General features: G+C 63.8%; 7 protein-coding genes. All 7 read right to left on the reverse strand.

Annotation, left to right across the window (positions count from 1 at the left end):
• Nucleotides 1–63 precede the first annotated feature (63 nt).
• Nucleotides 64–4383 carry a beta strand repeat-containing protein gene (locus ACQK2L_RS17580; protein ID WP_425398339.1) on the reverse strand — a complete coding sequence of 1440 codons (4320 nt, stop codon included), beginning with the start codon at nt 4381–4383 and terminating at the stop codon, nt 64–66.
• A 512-nt stretch (nt 4384–4895) separates the two neighbouring features.
• Nucleotides 4896–5249, reverse strand: a complete 354-nt coding sequence (locus tag ACQK2L_RS17585; protein ID WP_425398340.1) for a hypothetical protein — start codon at nt 5247–5249, stop codon at nt 4896–4898.
• 95 nt (nt 5250–5344) lie between these two features.
• Nucleotides 5345–6001, reverse strand: coding sequence for an FMN-dependent NADH-azoreductase (locus ACQK2L_RS17590; RefSeq protein WP_425398341.1), 657 nt, complete (start codon nt 5999–6001; stop codon nt 5345–5347).
• Nucleotides 6002–6279: 278 nt separating this feature from the next.
• On the reverse strand, nt 6280–10128 hold the full coding sequence (locus ACQK2L_RS17595) for a hypothetical protein (protein ID WP_425398342.1): 3849 nt from the start codon (nt 10126–10128) through the stop codon (nt 6280–6282).
• A gap of 30 nt (nt 10129–10158) precedes the next feature.
• Complete coding sequence (locus ACQK2L_RS17600) at nt 10159–10566, reverse strand: ExbD/TolR family protein (RefSeq protein ID WP_425398343.1); 408 nt, start codon at nt 10564–10566, stop codon at nt 10159–10161.
• A 70-nt stretch (nt 10567–10636) separates the two neighbouring features.
• Nucleotides 10637–11515 carry a MotA/TolQ/ExbB proton channel family protein gene (locus ACQK2L_RS17605; protein ID WP_425398344.1) on the reverse strand — a complete coding sequence of 293 codons (879 nt, stop codon included), beginning with the start codon at nt 11513–11515 and terminating at the stop codon, nt 10637–10639.
• Between the two features lie 147 nt (nt 11516–11662).
• Complete coding sequence (locus ACQK2L_RS17610) at nt 11663–14779, reverse strand: tetratricopeptide repeat protein (RefSeq protein ID WP_425398345.1); 3117 nt, start codon at nt 14777–14779, stop codon at nt 11663–11665.
• Nucleotides 14780–15038 lie beyond the last annotated feature (259 nt).

The following is a 15038-nucleotide window of genomic DNA, read 5'->3' on the forward strand; positions in this document are numbered from 1 at the left end:
CTGCGAGTTCTTCGCAAGCGCAACTCGCTGGTGTTGGTCCAGCCGCTGCGACAAAATCTCGGTCTATCTCATCCGCCTCCGGAATTCCTTGCGCGTTGCCACCATCAACGTAGTCAGGAGCAGGCAGATGCCGGTCGGCTCAGGCACCGCCGCTGCGAACGAAAGGGCGGGGAGGCCGCCGCCGAGGTTGTTACGCCAGACCGTATAGTCTGCCGCATTGACTCTGCCATCGTTGTTGCCGTCGGCGTCGAGGTTGGCCGTCGAACCGAAGCTCGCCCGCCAAACCGTGTAGTCGGCCTCGGTCACCGAACCGTCGGCGTTGTAGTCGCCGGGTAGGAACACGACCCCCGACAACTCGACTGTAATAGGCGCCAACGCCCCATCGAAGCCGCTGGCGTTGGTGCTACGCGAGGAGAGGGTGATCGTGTGCGAGAACACGCCGGGAGTGGTGTCACCGAGCGTCACGGTCAGCCCGTCGATCGAGTCGCCCGCCGCGAGGTTCGAGAAAGCCTCGAACCCGCTCAGGCCGAAGCCGCTGCTGCCGAGCATCCAACTGCCCGCCAGGTCATCGGCCGGAGCCGCGATCAGGTTCGTGAGTTCCAGTTCGGCAGAGAGGTCGCCCTGGCCGTTCCGCACTCCGCCCAGATCGAGTACGTAGGCGTCTGCGGTTGGCTCGGTGAGCACGCCGTCGCCGCTGGATTGGCTCAGCACCGCGTTAGCGAAGTTGTTGACTGTCGCGGTCACCGCGATCGACTGGCCCAGAAGCGCGGTTTGGCCGAGGGTGTTGACGCCCGCTCCGTCTGACGTGAATGCGATTTGCGCGGTGCCGTTGATGACGCCGGCCGTCGTGGCATCGATGCCGATCAACAGCCCGGTGTTGTCCGTCGATCCTGCGGCGAGGTTGTCGATCCCCGCGCCTGAAGTCACGACACCCGGCGAAGCCCCCGCGAAGGCGGCGTCGAGCCCCTCGCTGAACCCGTCGGCGGTCGCCTGGTTGCGAACGGCTACCGCTTCCGGTGTGACGACATCGCCGACGTGAACGATGCCGAAGTCGATCGGCGGCGTCGTTTCGATGGTTGGTTCGGCCAATCGGAAAGCGGTGGCGGTCACGGTCACGACTTGATCGGCCACGTTGTCGAAGTTATTCACAACCGCTAGCGTGCCCGACGCCGCGCCGGCGGTGCTTCCGGTCAAGGTGACGGTGAAGTCCCCCGACTGGCCCCCCGCGGCGATTGGCCCGAAGGTTTGGGCACCTCCCGCCAGGGCGATATGTGCGCTGGAGGCGAGGTCGGCCCCGTCTCCGCTGGTCTTCACCGCCCCGCGGAGCGCCGGCCCGCCGAGGCTGTTGTTGACGCGAAACGACGCGGTCGCCTCCTGCCCGGCACGCACGTCGCCAAAATCGATGTTCGGTGTGGCGGTAGCACCGCCGGTGACATCGCCGGTGAGGCTCTGTGTCTTGGCGACGCTGGAGTTGATGGGCCCGCTGCCGCTGACGCCCGCCCGCGGGTCGTAGGCGTTGCCCGTCCCGGCGTTCTCGTTCTGGTAATCGTCGTTGACCGCGACGGCGCGACTCCCCATAGTCAAACCGCCACCGCTGCGGAGCGTGAGCTGGCCCGCGGACGAATCCGACCCGGCCGACAGGTCAACGGTTGAACCGTCCGTCGCCTCGATGACGCCACCGCCCTCAACCCCGTTCGAGAACGCCAACGTGCCGCCCACCGCCCGCACCGATCCGGCGTTCGTCGGCCGCGGCGCGACCGTGCCGAAGCCTGTGATCGACCTGGTCGCTTGGTTGTCGAATGTCGCGGCGTTGAACACGCCGCCGCCCAACTCAACCTCGCCCCGGTTGGCGAAGCCCGCCGCGGCGGTGCTGAAATCGCGGCCGCCAAGGACGCGGAGAGCGGCGCCGGTGTCGTTCGTGGCGAGGTCGGCCAGGGCGTCGTTGCCGAAATGATCGATGATCGTCGAGCCGACTCCGTCAAGGCGGATCTCGGCCTGGTTGGTGTCGATGTCTGCTCCATAGAATCGGAGCAGACCACCATTCGCCGCCGCAAAGACGCCATTGGTGATGGTGTTGGTAGCTGAATCGAAGTTAGCCGGGCCGCTGTTGAGGTCGAGCACCTGGCCGGGTATGTCCGCAAGGACCACGCCGTTGTTGATGAAGGCGGGGTCGGTCCCGGAGATCTCGATCTCTCCGGCGCCGCGGATGGTATGACCGGCCGCGTTGGTCACCGTCTGGCTGCTGATCCGGATCTTTGAGTCGAAGAACTCCGTCATCACGAACTCGCCCGTCCCGGCCAAGACGGCGTCGCCCGTGAACGCCAAGACCTCGTCGACATTGGACACGTCGTCTCCTAGGAACCGGACCACGCCGTTGTTGGTCAGCGTGCCGACGACCCGATTCACACCGGTGTCGAGGGTGACCGTCGACCCGTCGTTGATCGTGACCGCGTCGAGGTTGGCGCCGTTAAGCAAGAGGGTCCCGTCGCCCGCCAGTTCCACAGTCGCGTTGGAGAGGTTTGAGTTGAAGGTCTCGATCACCCCCGACGAGTTGGTCTGGAGCGTCGAAGACGACCCGAACGTAATCGCGTTGACGTTGAGGAACCGGAGCGTCTCGCCGTCGGCGACATCGATCAGGCCATTGCTCGTGAAAGAATCGGTCGCCGTGCCGGCGCCATCGACGATCATGCCCCCCGCCTCAACCGACAACACCCCATCGTTGATGAACGCGGGGTCGGTCCCGGAAATCTCGATCTCGCCCGTGCCGCGGATGGTATGACCGGCCGCGTTGGTCACCGTCTGGCTGCCGATCCGAATCATTGAAACGAGGGTTTCTGTCATCACGACCTCGCCCGTCCCGGCCAAGACGGCGTCGCCCGTGAACGCCAATGCCTCGTCGGCGCCGGTTTGATCGTCTCCTAGGAACCGGACCACGCCGTTGTTGGTCAGCGTGCCGACGACCCGATTCACACCGGTGTCGAGGGTGACCGTTGACCCGTCGTTGATTGTGACCGCGTCGAGGTTGACGCCGGTAAGCAAGAACGTCCCGTCGCCGGTCAGTTCCACGGTTGCGTTGGAGAGCGTTGAGGCGAGCATCTCGATCACCCCCGACGAGTTGGTCTGGAGCACCGAAGTCGCCCCGAGCGTCAAAGTATCGACGTAGAGGAACCGGAGCGTCTCGCCGTCGGCGACATTGATCAGTCCGTTGTTCGTGAAAGACTCGGTTACCGTGCCTGCGCCATCGATGTCCATGCCTCCCGCTTCAACTGAGATCGTGCCATTGTTGATGAAGGTGGGCTCGGCGCCGGAGAACTCGAACTCGCCGGTTCCACGGATGGTGTGACCGGCCGCGTTGGTCACCGTTTGGCTGCTGATCTGGATCTTCGAATCGTTGGACTCCGTCATTACGACCTCGCCCGTCCCGGCCAGGACGGCGTCGCCCGTGAACGCCAAGACTTCGTCGGTGGTGCTTTCGCCCCCCTGGAACCGAACCATGCCGTTGTTGGTCAGCGTGCCGACGACCCGATTCACGTGAGTGTCGAGGGTGACCGTCGATCCGTCGTTGATCGTCACCTCGTCGAGGTTGGAGACGGCAAGCAAGAACGTCCCGTCGCCCGCCAGTTCCACGGTCGTGTTGGAGAGGGTTGAGGCGAGCAGCTCGATCACCCCCGACGAATTGGTCTGGAGCGTCGAAGACGGCCCGAACGCTAGATTGTCGACGTAGAAGAACTGGATCGTCTCGCCGTCGGCGACATCGATCAGGCCGTTGTTCGTGAAGGAATCGGCTACCGTGCCGCCGCCATTGACGATCATGCCCCCCGCCTCGACCGAGATCGCGCCTTCGTTGATGAAGGCGGGCTCGACGCCGTAGAGCTCGAACTTGCCGGTTCCGCGGATGGTGTGACCGGCCGCGTTGGTCACCGTCTGGCTGTGGTTGGGGTTGCTGAGCCGGATACTCGAATCGAAGTACTCTTTCATCACGATCTGGCCGCTGCCCGAGATGACGCTGTCACCAGCCGCGAAGCTAAGGACTTCGTCCGAGAAGCTGACAGCACCGAAGAACTCGAAGACGCCGCTGTTGGACAACCCACCGACGGTGAGCGTGCCGGGACTGAGCCCAAATACCCCCGTGACGTTCATCGACGCGGCTGCGCCGTTCGTTGTCGTGGCAACCCCGGAAATGCCGCCGCCAAAGCTGACGTGGTCGCCCCCACCCGGGAAGGATTCCGGGTCGTCCCTCGTCGTATTCAGCCAATTGCCAGGGTCGTGCCACGCTCCATTATCGGCCCCGTTTGTCCACACGAAATCGTCTGCCAGAGCCGTATGACCGAGGGCAGAAAAGAGGAGCAGTGAGACAATGCAAATGCGGGGCAATTCGGGCATGGTGAGTCTCCACAGCGGTCGATCGGGTTCGGAAGGGCCGCCTCGAACTAGAAGCGGACAAGCGGTTGGCTACAACTCTTGGCGTGGCCAGGAGTTTACCAGTTCGGTCGCCACCGTTCCACCAAGCGGAGTGGCAGGTTCGGGCTTAGATTTCGGGCCTAGATTGGGAGTACGCTTTTCGTATCGCGGCCCTTCCCGGCAAGCCTAACTCAGGTCCGGAATCGACCGAATCCAACTGCAGGCGGGTGCATCGACCTCGGCGCGGGTAGGAACTAGCCAAAGTCGCGTCGGTGGTGACCACTGGTCCATCAGGGGCACCGGAAGCCCCTTTCGAGTCTACGACGAGTGTGGCTCACCTCGGTCTGTTGGGCCCAAGCACGTAACACCTCTAGGCCGCAAGGTGGTCAGCCTAACGCGCAGGACGACGATTGTCGCAAGTCAGTCTAGCCATGGGTTGCGACCACATCAACTTTCTCGCTGCGTGAGAGGCTGTTTCCGCCTTTCGCGCACCATTATGCAGCGACATCGTCAAGCAACCGGATCGATGTGTGACGTTCAGCGAGTTTCCCAAAACGCTCTACCAGTACAGTGCTATTTTCGGCGGCATTCAATTCCTGCAGCAGATCTAAGAATACTTCGTGAGCTACATGACAACCCAGAGCCTCGCCGATCAATAAGAATTTGGCACCACTGAAGGCGATACCAACAGTTTCTAGCTGCATCACCAAACACGACCGAGTGGTGGAATGGCGATCCAAACTCCCGGGCGTCCGAGTCATATGCGACACGACTTCGATATAGCTTCCACGTTTGGATTCAAGGTGCTCGATCAGATTGTTGAGGTCATCGAGTAATTCGTTCTTCACTTTCTAGTTCCTCCCCGGCCGAGGTCCGTCCGACTTGGCCGGGGCCGAGTCTGAACGCCATACGAACGTTATCCACGAAATGTTGGACGCAACGGCTATAGAGTTTTGACCAGCTTTTCGACGAGAGTAACGACGCCACCTTGCGCTTCGTCAATGGATCTGCGATGGCGGTCATCGCCAAACTCTTGATATTCAATCCCGATGTGGTGAATGTCGTCGTCACCGCTAACGCCGAGATAGAAAGAGCAAGTCTTTATGTGAGGCACCAAGTGATTCATGTGCGCCCGTACTCCCCCAGCTTGAAATCCGAATTCACCCGATGAAGTGAGGATAACGAGTGTTTTGTTAGATAGAATCGGTTCAAGCGGAAAGTCTCCGCGGTCGAGATTGAAAGAAAAGGTCTTATTGACACGAATGACTTGGTCGAACCAAGCTTTCAGCGATGAAGGCATGCCATAATTGTACATCGGCGTACCAAGCAATATGATGTCAGCAGCCTCGAGCTCTGCAATAAGAGAATCCGAAAGCGTGAGCATTTTCGCCTGCTCTTCTGATCGTTCGGCAGGAGACGTGAAAGCGCAGGCAATCCATTCTTCGGTCACTGGTGGTGGCGGCTCTCTGCCAACGTCTCGTTCAAGGACTACATCTTCCGGACGGTGTTTCAACCAGTGACGTACGAAATGCGATGAGAGGCGCCGCGTAAGCGAGCGCTCACTTCGGGCGCTAGCGTTGAGTTTAAGGATTGTCGTCATGGGTCTTCGTCGGCTACCTGTTCATATGAAGGATCGTGAAAATAGGACGAATTCTTATGCGCTCTCGGGATACTTGCCGCGGCATCAAAGCGAGGCGATGCGACGGACTGCTTCGGCGGTATCGAGAGTCTCGCTGGCCAGCATGTGGTAGTTCGTCTTTGCCATCGTCCGAGCCCTTTTGCGGTCTGGGTTGCACTCCGGCGGATAGAAAGCGTCGCCGTATTCTCGCCTCCCCGGCCGTGGCCCGTCCGACCCCGATGGAGGGTGACGTAAGAAACTTACTTCCCCGTCATCTCATAAAGCGGCAAATGGCGGTAGCTCACTTCCAGCGACAGCAGGTTCAGGCACGTGACGTACATTCGCCCGGCGTGGTTGGCCCACATGTCGGGCACCGGTTTCTGAGGGTTCCAACTGCCGGCTAGCGGGCCTTCTTGCGTTTGGTGGTCGACCAGCAGCGGGTGCAGGTGCTCGTGCCACTGTTGCCAGTAGTCGCCGCCCATGTGGAACATCACCTGCGTCGCGTAGTACCAGTAGTAAGTATCCCGCTGCGGATTGCCAGGCGTGCCGACGGGCGCTTGGGCGAATTCGCCGGTTTGCGTGGGCAGGTTCTCGCGGAGGTGGTCCGCCCCGCGCTGCATGAGCTTCGACTCGCGGTTGGTGCCCAGGTAAAGCTGCATCAACATGCCGACCGAAGTCATCACGGTGCTCGGTTTGTTGTAATGCTGCATGCCCTCGCGGCGGCTGTTGAGGTAAGGGTTGTAGCAATAGAGTTCTTCACCGCCCGCGGTCTGGCGGCACTCTTCCACGAACTTTCGCACCCGGTCGTAGGTTCTCTTGTTCACACGCAGGCCGGCCAGTTCGCCGCTCCGCATGGCCATGACCTGCCAGCCGGTAACCGACAGGTCGCTGTTGAGGCCTTCGGTGTATCGCCAGCCGTTGTACTGCGGGTGCTGGGTGCGGGTGATGTAGTCGAGCGCCGCCTGCGCGGGAGCACGAAGTTCGGGGTCGCCAGTCATGCCATAGGCTTCGCACAAAGCGAGCGTGGCGATGCCGTGGCTGTAGAACCGCGTGGCGCGGGGGCCGGGCAGGTCGCGTTCGGGAAAGATGTCGCCCTCGGCCGATTGCTGCTCGACCAGGTAGTCGAGCCCGCGCTGCACCACGGCCTGGTACTTGTCGTCGTAGTGATCGTAACCGCCGCCCAGGAACGCCAGGAGCGCGAGCCCGGTGGCCGCGCTATCCGCCCGGATGCTGGGCATCTCGTCCTCGTCGACTGGCAGGTCGCCAAACTCGTTGAGCGACCAGCGGCCATCTTCCTGCTGCACACGGGCGAGGAACTCCAGGCCGAGTTCGATCGCCGCTTCAGTCTTAGGCCGCGGATCATCGGGATTGGTGATCGGCGCCGAGTCGATGCGGTCGCTCCGCGCAGCGAATGCCGGCGCCGGGTTGCGTTTGCGGCCCGGCGGGTTCAACTGCCCGCCTTCGTTAGGATTAGTGAACCGGCTGGGCGTCATCCGCAGCGCCGGAGTTTGCCGGCGGGCGATCCGCTGCGGGATGCCCGCTTCGAATGTTGGCTCACTCGCCAACCCGCCCGAGCCAACTTCCGCCGGCATGAGCGTGGCGCGTTTCGGCGCGACGTCCGAGGTGCTCGAGGTGGCCGGCGCGGGCGCGGTATTCGGTGCTTCGGTAAGATCGACAGACAGCGGAGTGACGAGCGCTACTGCAACGGGATCGAGCGTCGCGGCTGCCACGGCGGCGGGACTAGCAGCGGCGGCTATGCCGCGCGGCCCCTCTTGGCTGGTCGCTGCGGCGACGCTTGGTGCGCCGCGCGAGCCGCGGTCGTCACGCGTGCGGGCAATCGAACCACCTGGGCGTGGCGGTGGAGTTCCCACTTCGGTGGCCGAGGCTGGCGGGCCGACGCTTGGCGGGGTGGCTCCGCCGCCGGAAGTCGCTCCCGTGGGCGCGCGGGCTTGGGCCAGCCGCGGAACGTCCGTTTCGCTTGGTCGACCGCTAATGGCCGGGGCCGGTGCTCCGCCTGTTTGTTGTTGTTTGCCTGCCACGGCAGCCGCGGACGGGGCTGCACTAGCTGGCGCGGGCGCCGAGGCCACGCCGGTGGCCGATGGCGACATCGCCGCGTGCGATGGACGCCGCGGGCCGAGGCCGCTGTTGGATTCGGGAGAACGCATTGCCAGTCGGCCGCCACTCGAGCCGCGACCGCTGCCGCGCTCCGGCGTGATCTGCGGTGGTCCGGTGTCGAACTCGGCCTCGCCCTGCGCCGCGGTTACGTCGCCCAACGAGACGTTGGCAAACTGCCGATCGACGGCCGCGCTGCTGCTGGCGCTAATCGTGTCAGGCGTGGTCGAACCGGCCACTTCGGCATCCGGAACCGGCATCGCCACGAGCGTCGAGGTGGGACTCGCCGCGCCGGCCCTCGCCCGCGCGACGTCGGCCACTGGATTCGGCGCGAGCGCCGGGCCGCGCTCGGTTTGCGTGCTGCGTTTGCGATTCGCCGCCGCCGAGGCGAACGGCGCCGAGTAAGTCGGCGCGGCCGGCGCATCGTTCAGCGAGTTGAGCCCCGCTCCTTGCGTACCCGTGCCACCGCGCGAGTCGGCTAGCACTCTTGGTGCAGGACTGGAGGACGACTCGAGCGTCGTCTCACGCGGCACCGCGGCGACCATTGGATCGGGAGTGGTCTCGGAGTCCGCTAAAGCGGCTTCGGTGGGATTGCTGGTAGGTTTCGGTGTGGGCTGCGGAGTCTCCGCCACCAACGCCGACTCGCGTCGCCGCGTGGGCGTCTCGGTCGGCATGGCCGAGGCCAACTTTTGGGCTTCGGTCTGGACCGCTTCGGCCAGTGTTGGATTGGTCGATTGCTGTTTGCTTAGCGAGGCGGCCACGGGTTCCACCGGGCGTTCGGTGTCCGAGGCGGTGCGCGTCACCTCGGCGGGGCGCTGTGCTTCGGGCGTTCGGGAAATCGCTTCGGCCACGTTCACCGCCGTGCGGCGATCGAGCGGCGTTGGCGCGGCGGCCAGTGGCATCTCGGGTTCACGTGTGTCGCGTCGCGCTACCGCGGTGGGCGGCGCGTTGCGCTGTTGCTGCGGCTCGGGAACATCTTGCGGCGCGGCAGTTGGGGTCCGCGGGCGATCGAGCCGCGAAGGCTCCGCTGCTACGCGAGTGGTTTCGGGCGTGGTGACGCGCGGAGCCACTTCGGCCACCGCGGGTTCCGGTACTTCGGCGGGCGACAGCGGGCGACGTGGCGTCGGCGGAGTCTGCGCCACCTGCGGCGCGTTGGAACTCCGCCGCTGGGCGACGCGCGTCGGCGGTTGCGGCGAGACTTCTTGCGGCTCTTCGGGCGCTGGCGTTTCGCGTGGTTGGTTCTCGGCCTTCGCTAGCTTGGCAGCCGGCGCCGGTTCGGCCGCAGCGGCCGAAGCCACCTGCTTGGGCTTGGTGAGCGGCTGCGGTGCGGTGGTCGCCAGCGTGGCGGTCTCGCTCTGGCGGCTCCGCTCGCCGGGCGACTTGGCTCGGTGCGTCAGTGCGGTGCGAGGTCGGCGCTCGACCAACGACTGCGGCGCCTCGGTGCTGGCGAGTTCCGGCGGTTCGGGTGTGTCTTGTGGTTCGGTTTGCGGTGAGGCCTTCGCCTGGCTGGTTTGTGGCTGCTGTTGCTGTGCAAGTCGGTCGGTGGGCACCGGCTTTTCGACCACGGGCTCCTGTTCTTCGCTGGGACTCACCACATCCACCAGCTTCGGCACTTCCTCGGGCTCGACGACCTCTTGCTCGACCAACGCCACTTCGGGCTCGGTGAGCAAGAACGTCAAATGTGCAAACACGAGGAACAACGCCACCAGCGTGTGCAGCACCAAACTGGCTGCCACGCCAAGCCGCAGCCGCTTGGCCATCCACTTGCCGGGCGAGGCAGCCGCCCACGCCAGCGCGCCCCAAGTGGCCGCCATGCCGATAAGTCGCACCCAACCGTTGAACAGCAGCCGCGGATCGTCGAACCCGCCGAGCGACACGATCAGCACCGTCACCAGCAGCGCCCACACCCCCAGCACCCACTGCACGGTGCTGGTGCGGTCGTCGAACGCACTCGACGCCGGGCGTGGCAGCTTGCGGATGTGGCGTTTGGTAGGCATGGGGTGGCTGTCGGCCTCCTGCTTTCAGCTCTATTCGGTGGCGATCGTATAGTCGCGGATATTGGCCTGGTTGCAGGCATTCATCACCGTGACCAGGTGGCTGGTGCGCGACTCCTGGTCGGCGCGGATTTTCACCTTTTGCTTGCCGGGGTTGTTCTCGTACAGGCTCTTCAGCTTGTTTTCGAGGCTCGACGCGGAGTACTGCTTACCTTCCAGAAAGAACTCGCCCGTCGGCGTGATGGTGACGAAGATCTCTTTGCCCTGAAAGATCGTCGGCTCCGCGGCGCTCGCCTTGGGCAAGTTGACTGCCATGTCGCGCTCTTCCTCCTCGAACCGCGTGGTAACCAGGAAGAAAATCAGCAGCAGGAACACCACGTCGATCAACGGCGTGAGGCTCAGTGAGCTACCGGACAGGCCTTTTTTGATTTGAACTGGCATGGTGGGGGAAGGACCAATTTCGAAGGACCAACGACCATTAATTTGGTCGCGAAAGCTGGAAGAACGCCCACTAGCTTGTCGGATGCGAGGCCGCGCGGTGCGGGGCGTTGGCCACGTTGCCGTTGGCTGGTTCGGATTCCAGGCGTTGCTTGTCGAGTCGCAGTTTGCCTTCGTAACGTTCCACCTGCGGCAGCAACGAGGCGGCCAGGTTCTCTACTTGCCGCAGCAGTCGCAGGATGCGGCCTTCGAAAAAGTGGGCCAGCATCGCAGCGGGAATCGCTACGGCCAAGCCAGCGAACGTGGTAACCAGCGCGACATAGATGCCCTGAGCGAGGGCTTCGCCTTTGTTCGACGCGTCGGGCAGGTTGGCGGTGACGAAGAACGCCTGGATCATGCCCCACACGGTTCCGAGCAGGCCGAGCAGCGGAGTGACGGTCGCCGCCAGGTTCAACGTGCGAACGTTCGAGTACAACGCGTCGCTCTCCGCCTGGCAGGCGTTGGCCACGGTGGCTTCCACCTCGGCGTGCGGGCGGCCGACCTTCAGCAGCATCGCCCTCACGACCCTCGCGGCCGAGCTTGGGTACTTCTGGCAAAGCTTGTACGCCTGGCGGGGATCGAACACGCTCGACTCGGCCAACCGGCCCAGTTCGGTTACGAGACCCTCGGGCACAATGCGCGACTCACGCAGCCCCAACGCCCGTTCCACACCGATGGCGACCACCAGGATCGACATCAGCACGATGGGCGCCATCAGCCAGCCGCCCTTGATCAACAGATCGAACAACTGCACCGACGGCACGTCGCTCTTGGGGGCGGCTTCGGCCAGTTGGGCGTCGGTGGGCGCGGCGAGCACTGCGTCGGCGCGATCCTCCGAAGGACTTTCTTGAGCCCAACAGGGCGAGCTAACACAGCTCAAAAGTAAACCGATAGCGAGCAGGTAACATTTCATGACAGCAATGCAGCAGGAGGGAGGCCGTTGGGGGAGCCTTCCGCGGAGATCAACAAGACGTCCAGCGGATTGCACATAGCGGCCAGGTTGTGAGCCATCCAGCAGGGCTTTCTGGCGGTTTTTGTTTCGTGGGTAGGTGTCGGACGGTTAGTTGCCGAGCGTCGCCAGGCGTTTTTGGGCCAACTCCGCCTTCGCTTCTTTCGGGAATCGCTGCACTAGTTCTTGATACAGCTTCTTCGCTGCACTGCCGCGGTCCAACTGCTCCAGGCAGCGGGCGGCCTCGAACAGCGACTCGGCTTGCCAGTGGTGATAGGCCTCAGGAGCTTCGCGATCGCCGTATCCGTAGGCAACTTTGAAAAACGTTCGCACCGCCTGTTCGTACTCTTTGTTGCCGAACTCGATTTCGCCCAGCACGAAGCGCGCTCGGGCGCCGATGGGCGAGGTGTCGCGGTCGGCTACTTTTTCCAAGATCGGCTTCGCTTCGTCGGGCTTGCCGAGCTTCATGAGCGACCAACCTAGTTCGTAGGCGATTTCGCTCTGGCCGTCGTAGTCGGGATAGTCGGTGGATGCTGCTTTGAGCCAATCGGCCGATTCTTGCCATTTCTCCAGTTGTGCAGCCGCCTGGCCAGCGTGCAGCATACCCAATGGGGCCAGCGTAGCGGAACTCGGCTTCGCGTCTTTCGCTTTTCCGTAGGCAGCCAACGCCTGGTCGTATTGCTCGGCAGCGAAGCGGGCTTCGCCGATCATCCACTGGCCGTCGGGGGCCAAGGCACCGCTGGGGTGGGCTTTCAGCTGCTCGGCGAACGTGGCGGCCGCGGTCTCGCCGTCGCCCGACTTGTGCTGCGCCCAACCCGCCATGTGCAGGGCTTTTTCGTTCAGAGTGGCGTCGTTGGCAGCCTGTTTGGCGGCCGCCTGGAACTGGCCGGCCGCTTGCTGATAGTCTTCTGCTTCGTACGACAGCTCGGCGACGCGGAACATCGCGTCGGCAGCCAGCGGGCTATCGGGCAGTTGTTTGATCAGCTTGTGGAAAGCGCCGCGTGAATCCTCCTGCTGGCCCGACTCGCGGTACGCCCAGCCAAGTTCGTACCACGCGCGATCGCGATCGACGAACTCGCCCGGTGCTTCGGCGGCTTGTTTCAATAGCTTGATGGCCTCATCCCACTTTTTCTGTCCGGCTAGGCTGGTGCCCAGCGCCAAGGCGACGCGGGGCTCGCTGGTATCCATCTTCTGGAGCACGGCGGCGGCTTCGGCGTTTTTGCCCGACTGGGCGAGCGATGTGGATTGGCCAAGCCGCGCTTCGCCGGCCAGCGTGTGGTCGGGGTAGGCGTCGGCCAGCTTGCCAAATCGCGCGGCCGCGTCGTCGAATTCGCGCTGCTGCATCTGCAGCATCGCTGCGCGGTAGGCCGCGTAGGGCGCCAACGGATGCTGCGACGAGTCGGCCAGCACTTGGTCGTAGTCGGCCACGGCAGCTTTTGCGTTGCCGCCCGACTGCTGGGCCTCGCCCCTGCGGTAGTACGCCTGGGCGGCGAGTTGTGCGCTTGGCTGGCTGTCGATCAATGCGGTGAGCGCTGCAATGGCGCCGCTTTGGTCCCCGGTTGCAGTCAGCGATCGACCGAGGATCAACTTCGCCTCGGGCGACCAATCGCTTGGTGGGTTGGCTTCGGCCACCGCTCGTAGCGTTTTGGCCGCTGCGGCGGCATCGCCGGTGCGGAACAGCGCTCGGCCCAGCAGAAACGCGGCTTGCTGCCCGGTAGAACTCTTGGCGTCCACGGCCAAAGGCTGCAGCGTCGCGACCACGGCCGCTTCGTCGCCCGCGGTGCTTTGCGCCCACGCCAGTCGCACGGTCCAGTCGGGTTTTTGTTCGTCGGTGGCGGTCTTCAGCAGCTCGGCGAACGTGGCGGCCGCTTGCTGCGCCTCGCCCGATTGCAACTGCGCTTCGGCCAGCGTCAAACGGGCGTCGGGCACGAAGCTCGTATCGGCGTGTTTGTCTAAGATGCTCTGGGCCTGCTGTTTCGCGGTATCGAGCTCACCTAATTCCAGCGCCGTGGCGGCCGCCAGGTGGCGGGCTTCAGCCGCCAGTTCACCCTCGGCCGCATCGGCCGCGGTGATGTAGGCCGGCAGCGATGCGGCTCGTTGTGCGTCGATCGCGTACATCGCGTCGGCTTTGTCGAGCAACAGCTCGGCCGACTTTGTCTTGGTGAGCGCCGTGTCGGCGGCCTTCAGTGCTTCGGCGGGTTGCCCCGCTTGTAAGAGCGAGCGCGACCACCAGTGGGCGAGTTCCGCATCGTTCGGCGCGGCCGCGTAGGCCTTGGCCAACCGCTCGGCGGCCGCCGTGTAGTCGCCTGCCTGGTACAGCGCTTTGCCAGCCGAAGCAATATCGCCCAACTCTTCGTAAGCTTGCGCGGCGGCCGTGTAATCGCCTGCGTTGAACAGCGCGCTCACCCTCGCCTGGGCGGCGTAGTCGGCGTCCGGCGTGTTGGGATCGATGGTCGTAGCGTTGGCGTACTGCTGCGCGGCGGCCGCATGTTCACCAGCCGCCACCAACGCATCGCCCAGTCGAACCGACGCCTGGGCGGCGATGTCGTTGGGCGGATTGTCGCCGAGCAGGCTCTCGAGCGTCTTACGAGCGGCGTCCGTTTTGCCCAGCTCCGTTTGTGTCGCCCCCAACGCGAGTCGCACGCTTGGTTCGAGCTGACTCTTCTCATCGACATAGTCTTTGAGCCACTTGTTGTAGGCTTGTTCGGCCTCGGCCAGTTTGCCCAAGGCGTAAAGCGACTCGCCGCGATAGAAGTCGCTTTGCGAACCGAGTTTGCTTTCGGGGAACTGCTTGGCGAGCTGGTCGAAGGTGGTGACCGCCTGCTGGTAGAGTTTTGTGGACGCGTCGCCTTCGCTGCGCTGCGCCTGGTTGTACGCGGCCAGGCCCAGGTTGGTGAGCGTCGCCTCGGTGAGCTCATGCTTGGGGCTGGCCGCCAGGAACGCCTCGAACGACTTGATCGCCGCTGGATACTCGCCCAACTGGAATCGACACACGCCCGCGTAGTGCTGAGCGGCGGCCGCCAACGGATCTTTGGGATGATCGGCAGCGAGCTTCTCCCACTCCTTGGCGGCCACGTCGAATTCTTCCAGCTTCTGCCACCGCGCCGCCTGGTTGTACTGCTCGATAGCGTTCGGCGACGACGACTGCTGAGCGCCGGAATCGGTGGCCAACAGCAGGAACCACAGCAGAGCGAGGGGAACGCGAAGCACGACGGACGAATATTTCATGGCTCTCGCATCGGGAAGGGTGGGATCGGACGGGCTAGCCGAAGGTGGGATCGTTGGCGACTAGCGGCGGTGGTATGCCTCTACTTCGTAACGAATCCCCCAATTATCGCGGCCCACGCCGGATGTTCCAGGTGAGATCCGAAAATCGTCATCCAGACCGCCGGGGCGTGTTTTGCCGCATGCAGTGCTGCGATCGGCCTCAACTCTTTCTTGACAAACACGTTACGTCGGGTTGCAATAGAAGGAGGACAGGCCGCGC

The sequence above is a fragment of the Aeoliella sp. genome, from assembly GCF_965227375.1.
Lineage (GTDB): Bacteria > Planctomycetota > Planctomycetia > Pirellulales > Lacipirellulaceae > Aeoliella.

Bases quoted from the DNA above. Each gene is read 5' to 3' on its own strand.
- ACQK2L_RS17600 (WP_425398343.1), bottom strand. From the start codon at position 10,566: ATGCCAGTTCAAATCAAAAAAGGCCTGTCCGGTAGCTCACTGAGCCTC.
- ACQK2L_RS17605 (WP_425398344.1), bottom strand. From the start codon at position 11,515: ATGAAATGTTACCTGCTCGCTATCGGTTTACTTTTGAGCTGTGTTAGC.
- ACQK2L_RS17610 (WP_425398345.1), bottom strand. From the start codon at position 14,779: ATGAAATATTCGTCCGTCGTGCTTCGCGTTCCCCTCGCTCTGCTGTGG.
- ACQK2L_RS17595 (WP_425398342.1), bottom strand. From the start codon at position 10,128: ATGCCTACCAAACGCCACATCCGCAAGCTGCCACGCCCGGCGTCGAGT.
- ACQK2L_RS17580 (WP_425398339.1), bottom strand. From the start codon at position 4,383: ATGCCCGAATTGCCCCGCATTTGCATTGTCTCACTGCTCCTCTTTTCT.
- ACQK2L_RS17590 (WP_425398341.1), bottom strand. From the start codon at position 6,001: ATGACGACAATCCTTAAACTCAACGCTAGCGCCCGAAGTGAGCGCTCG.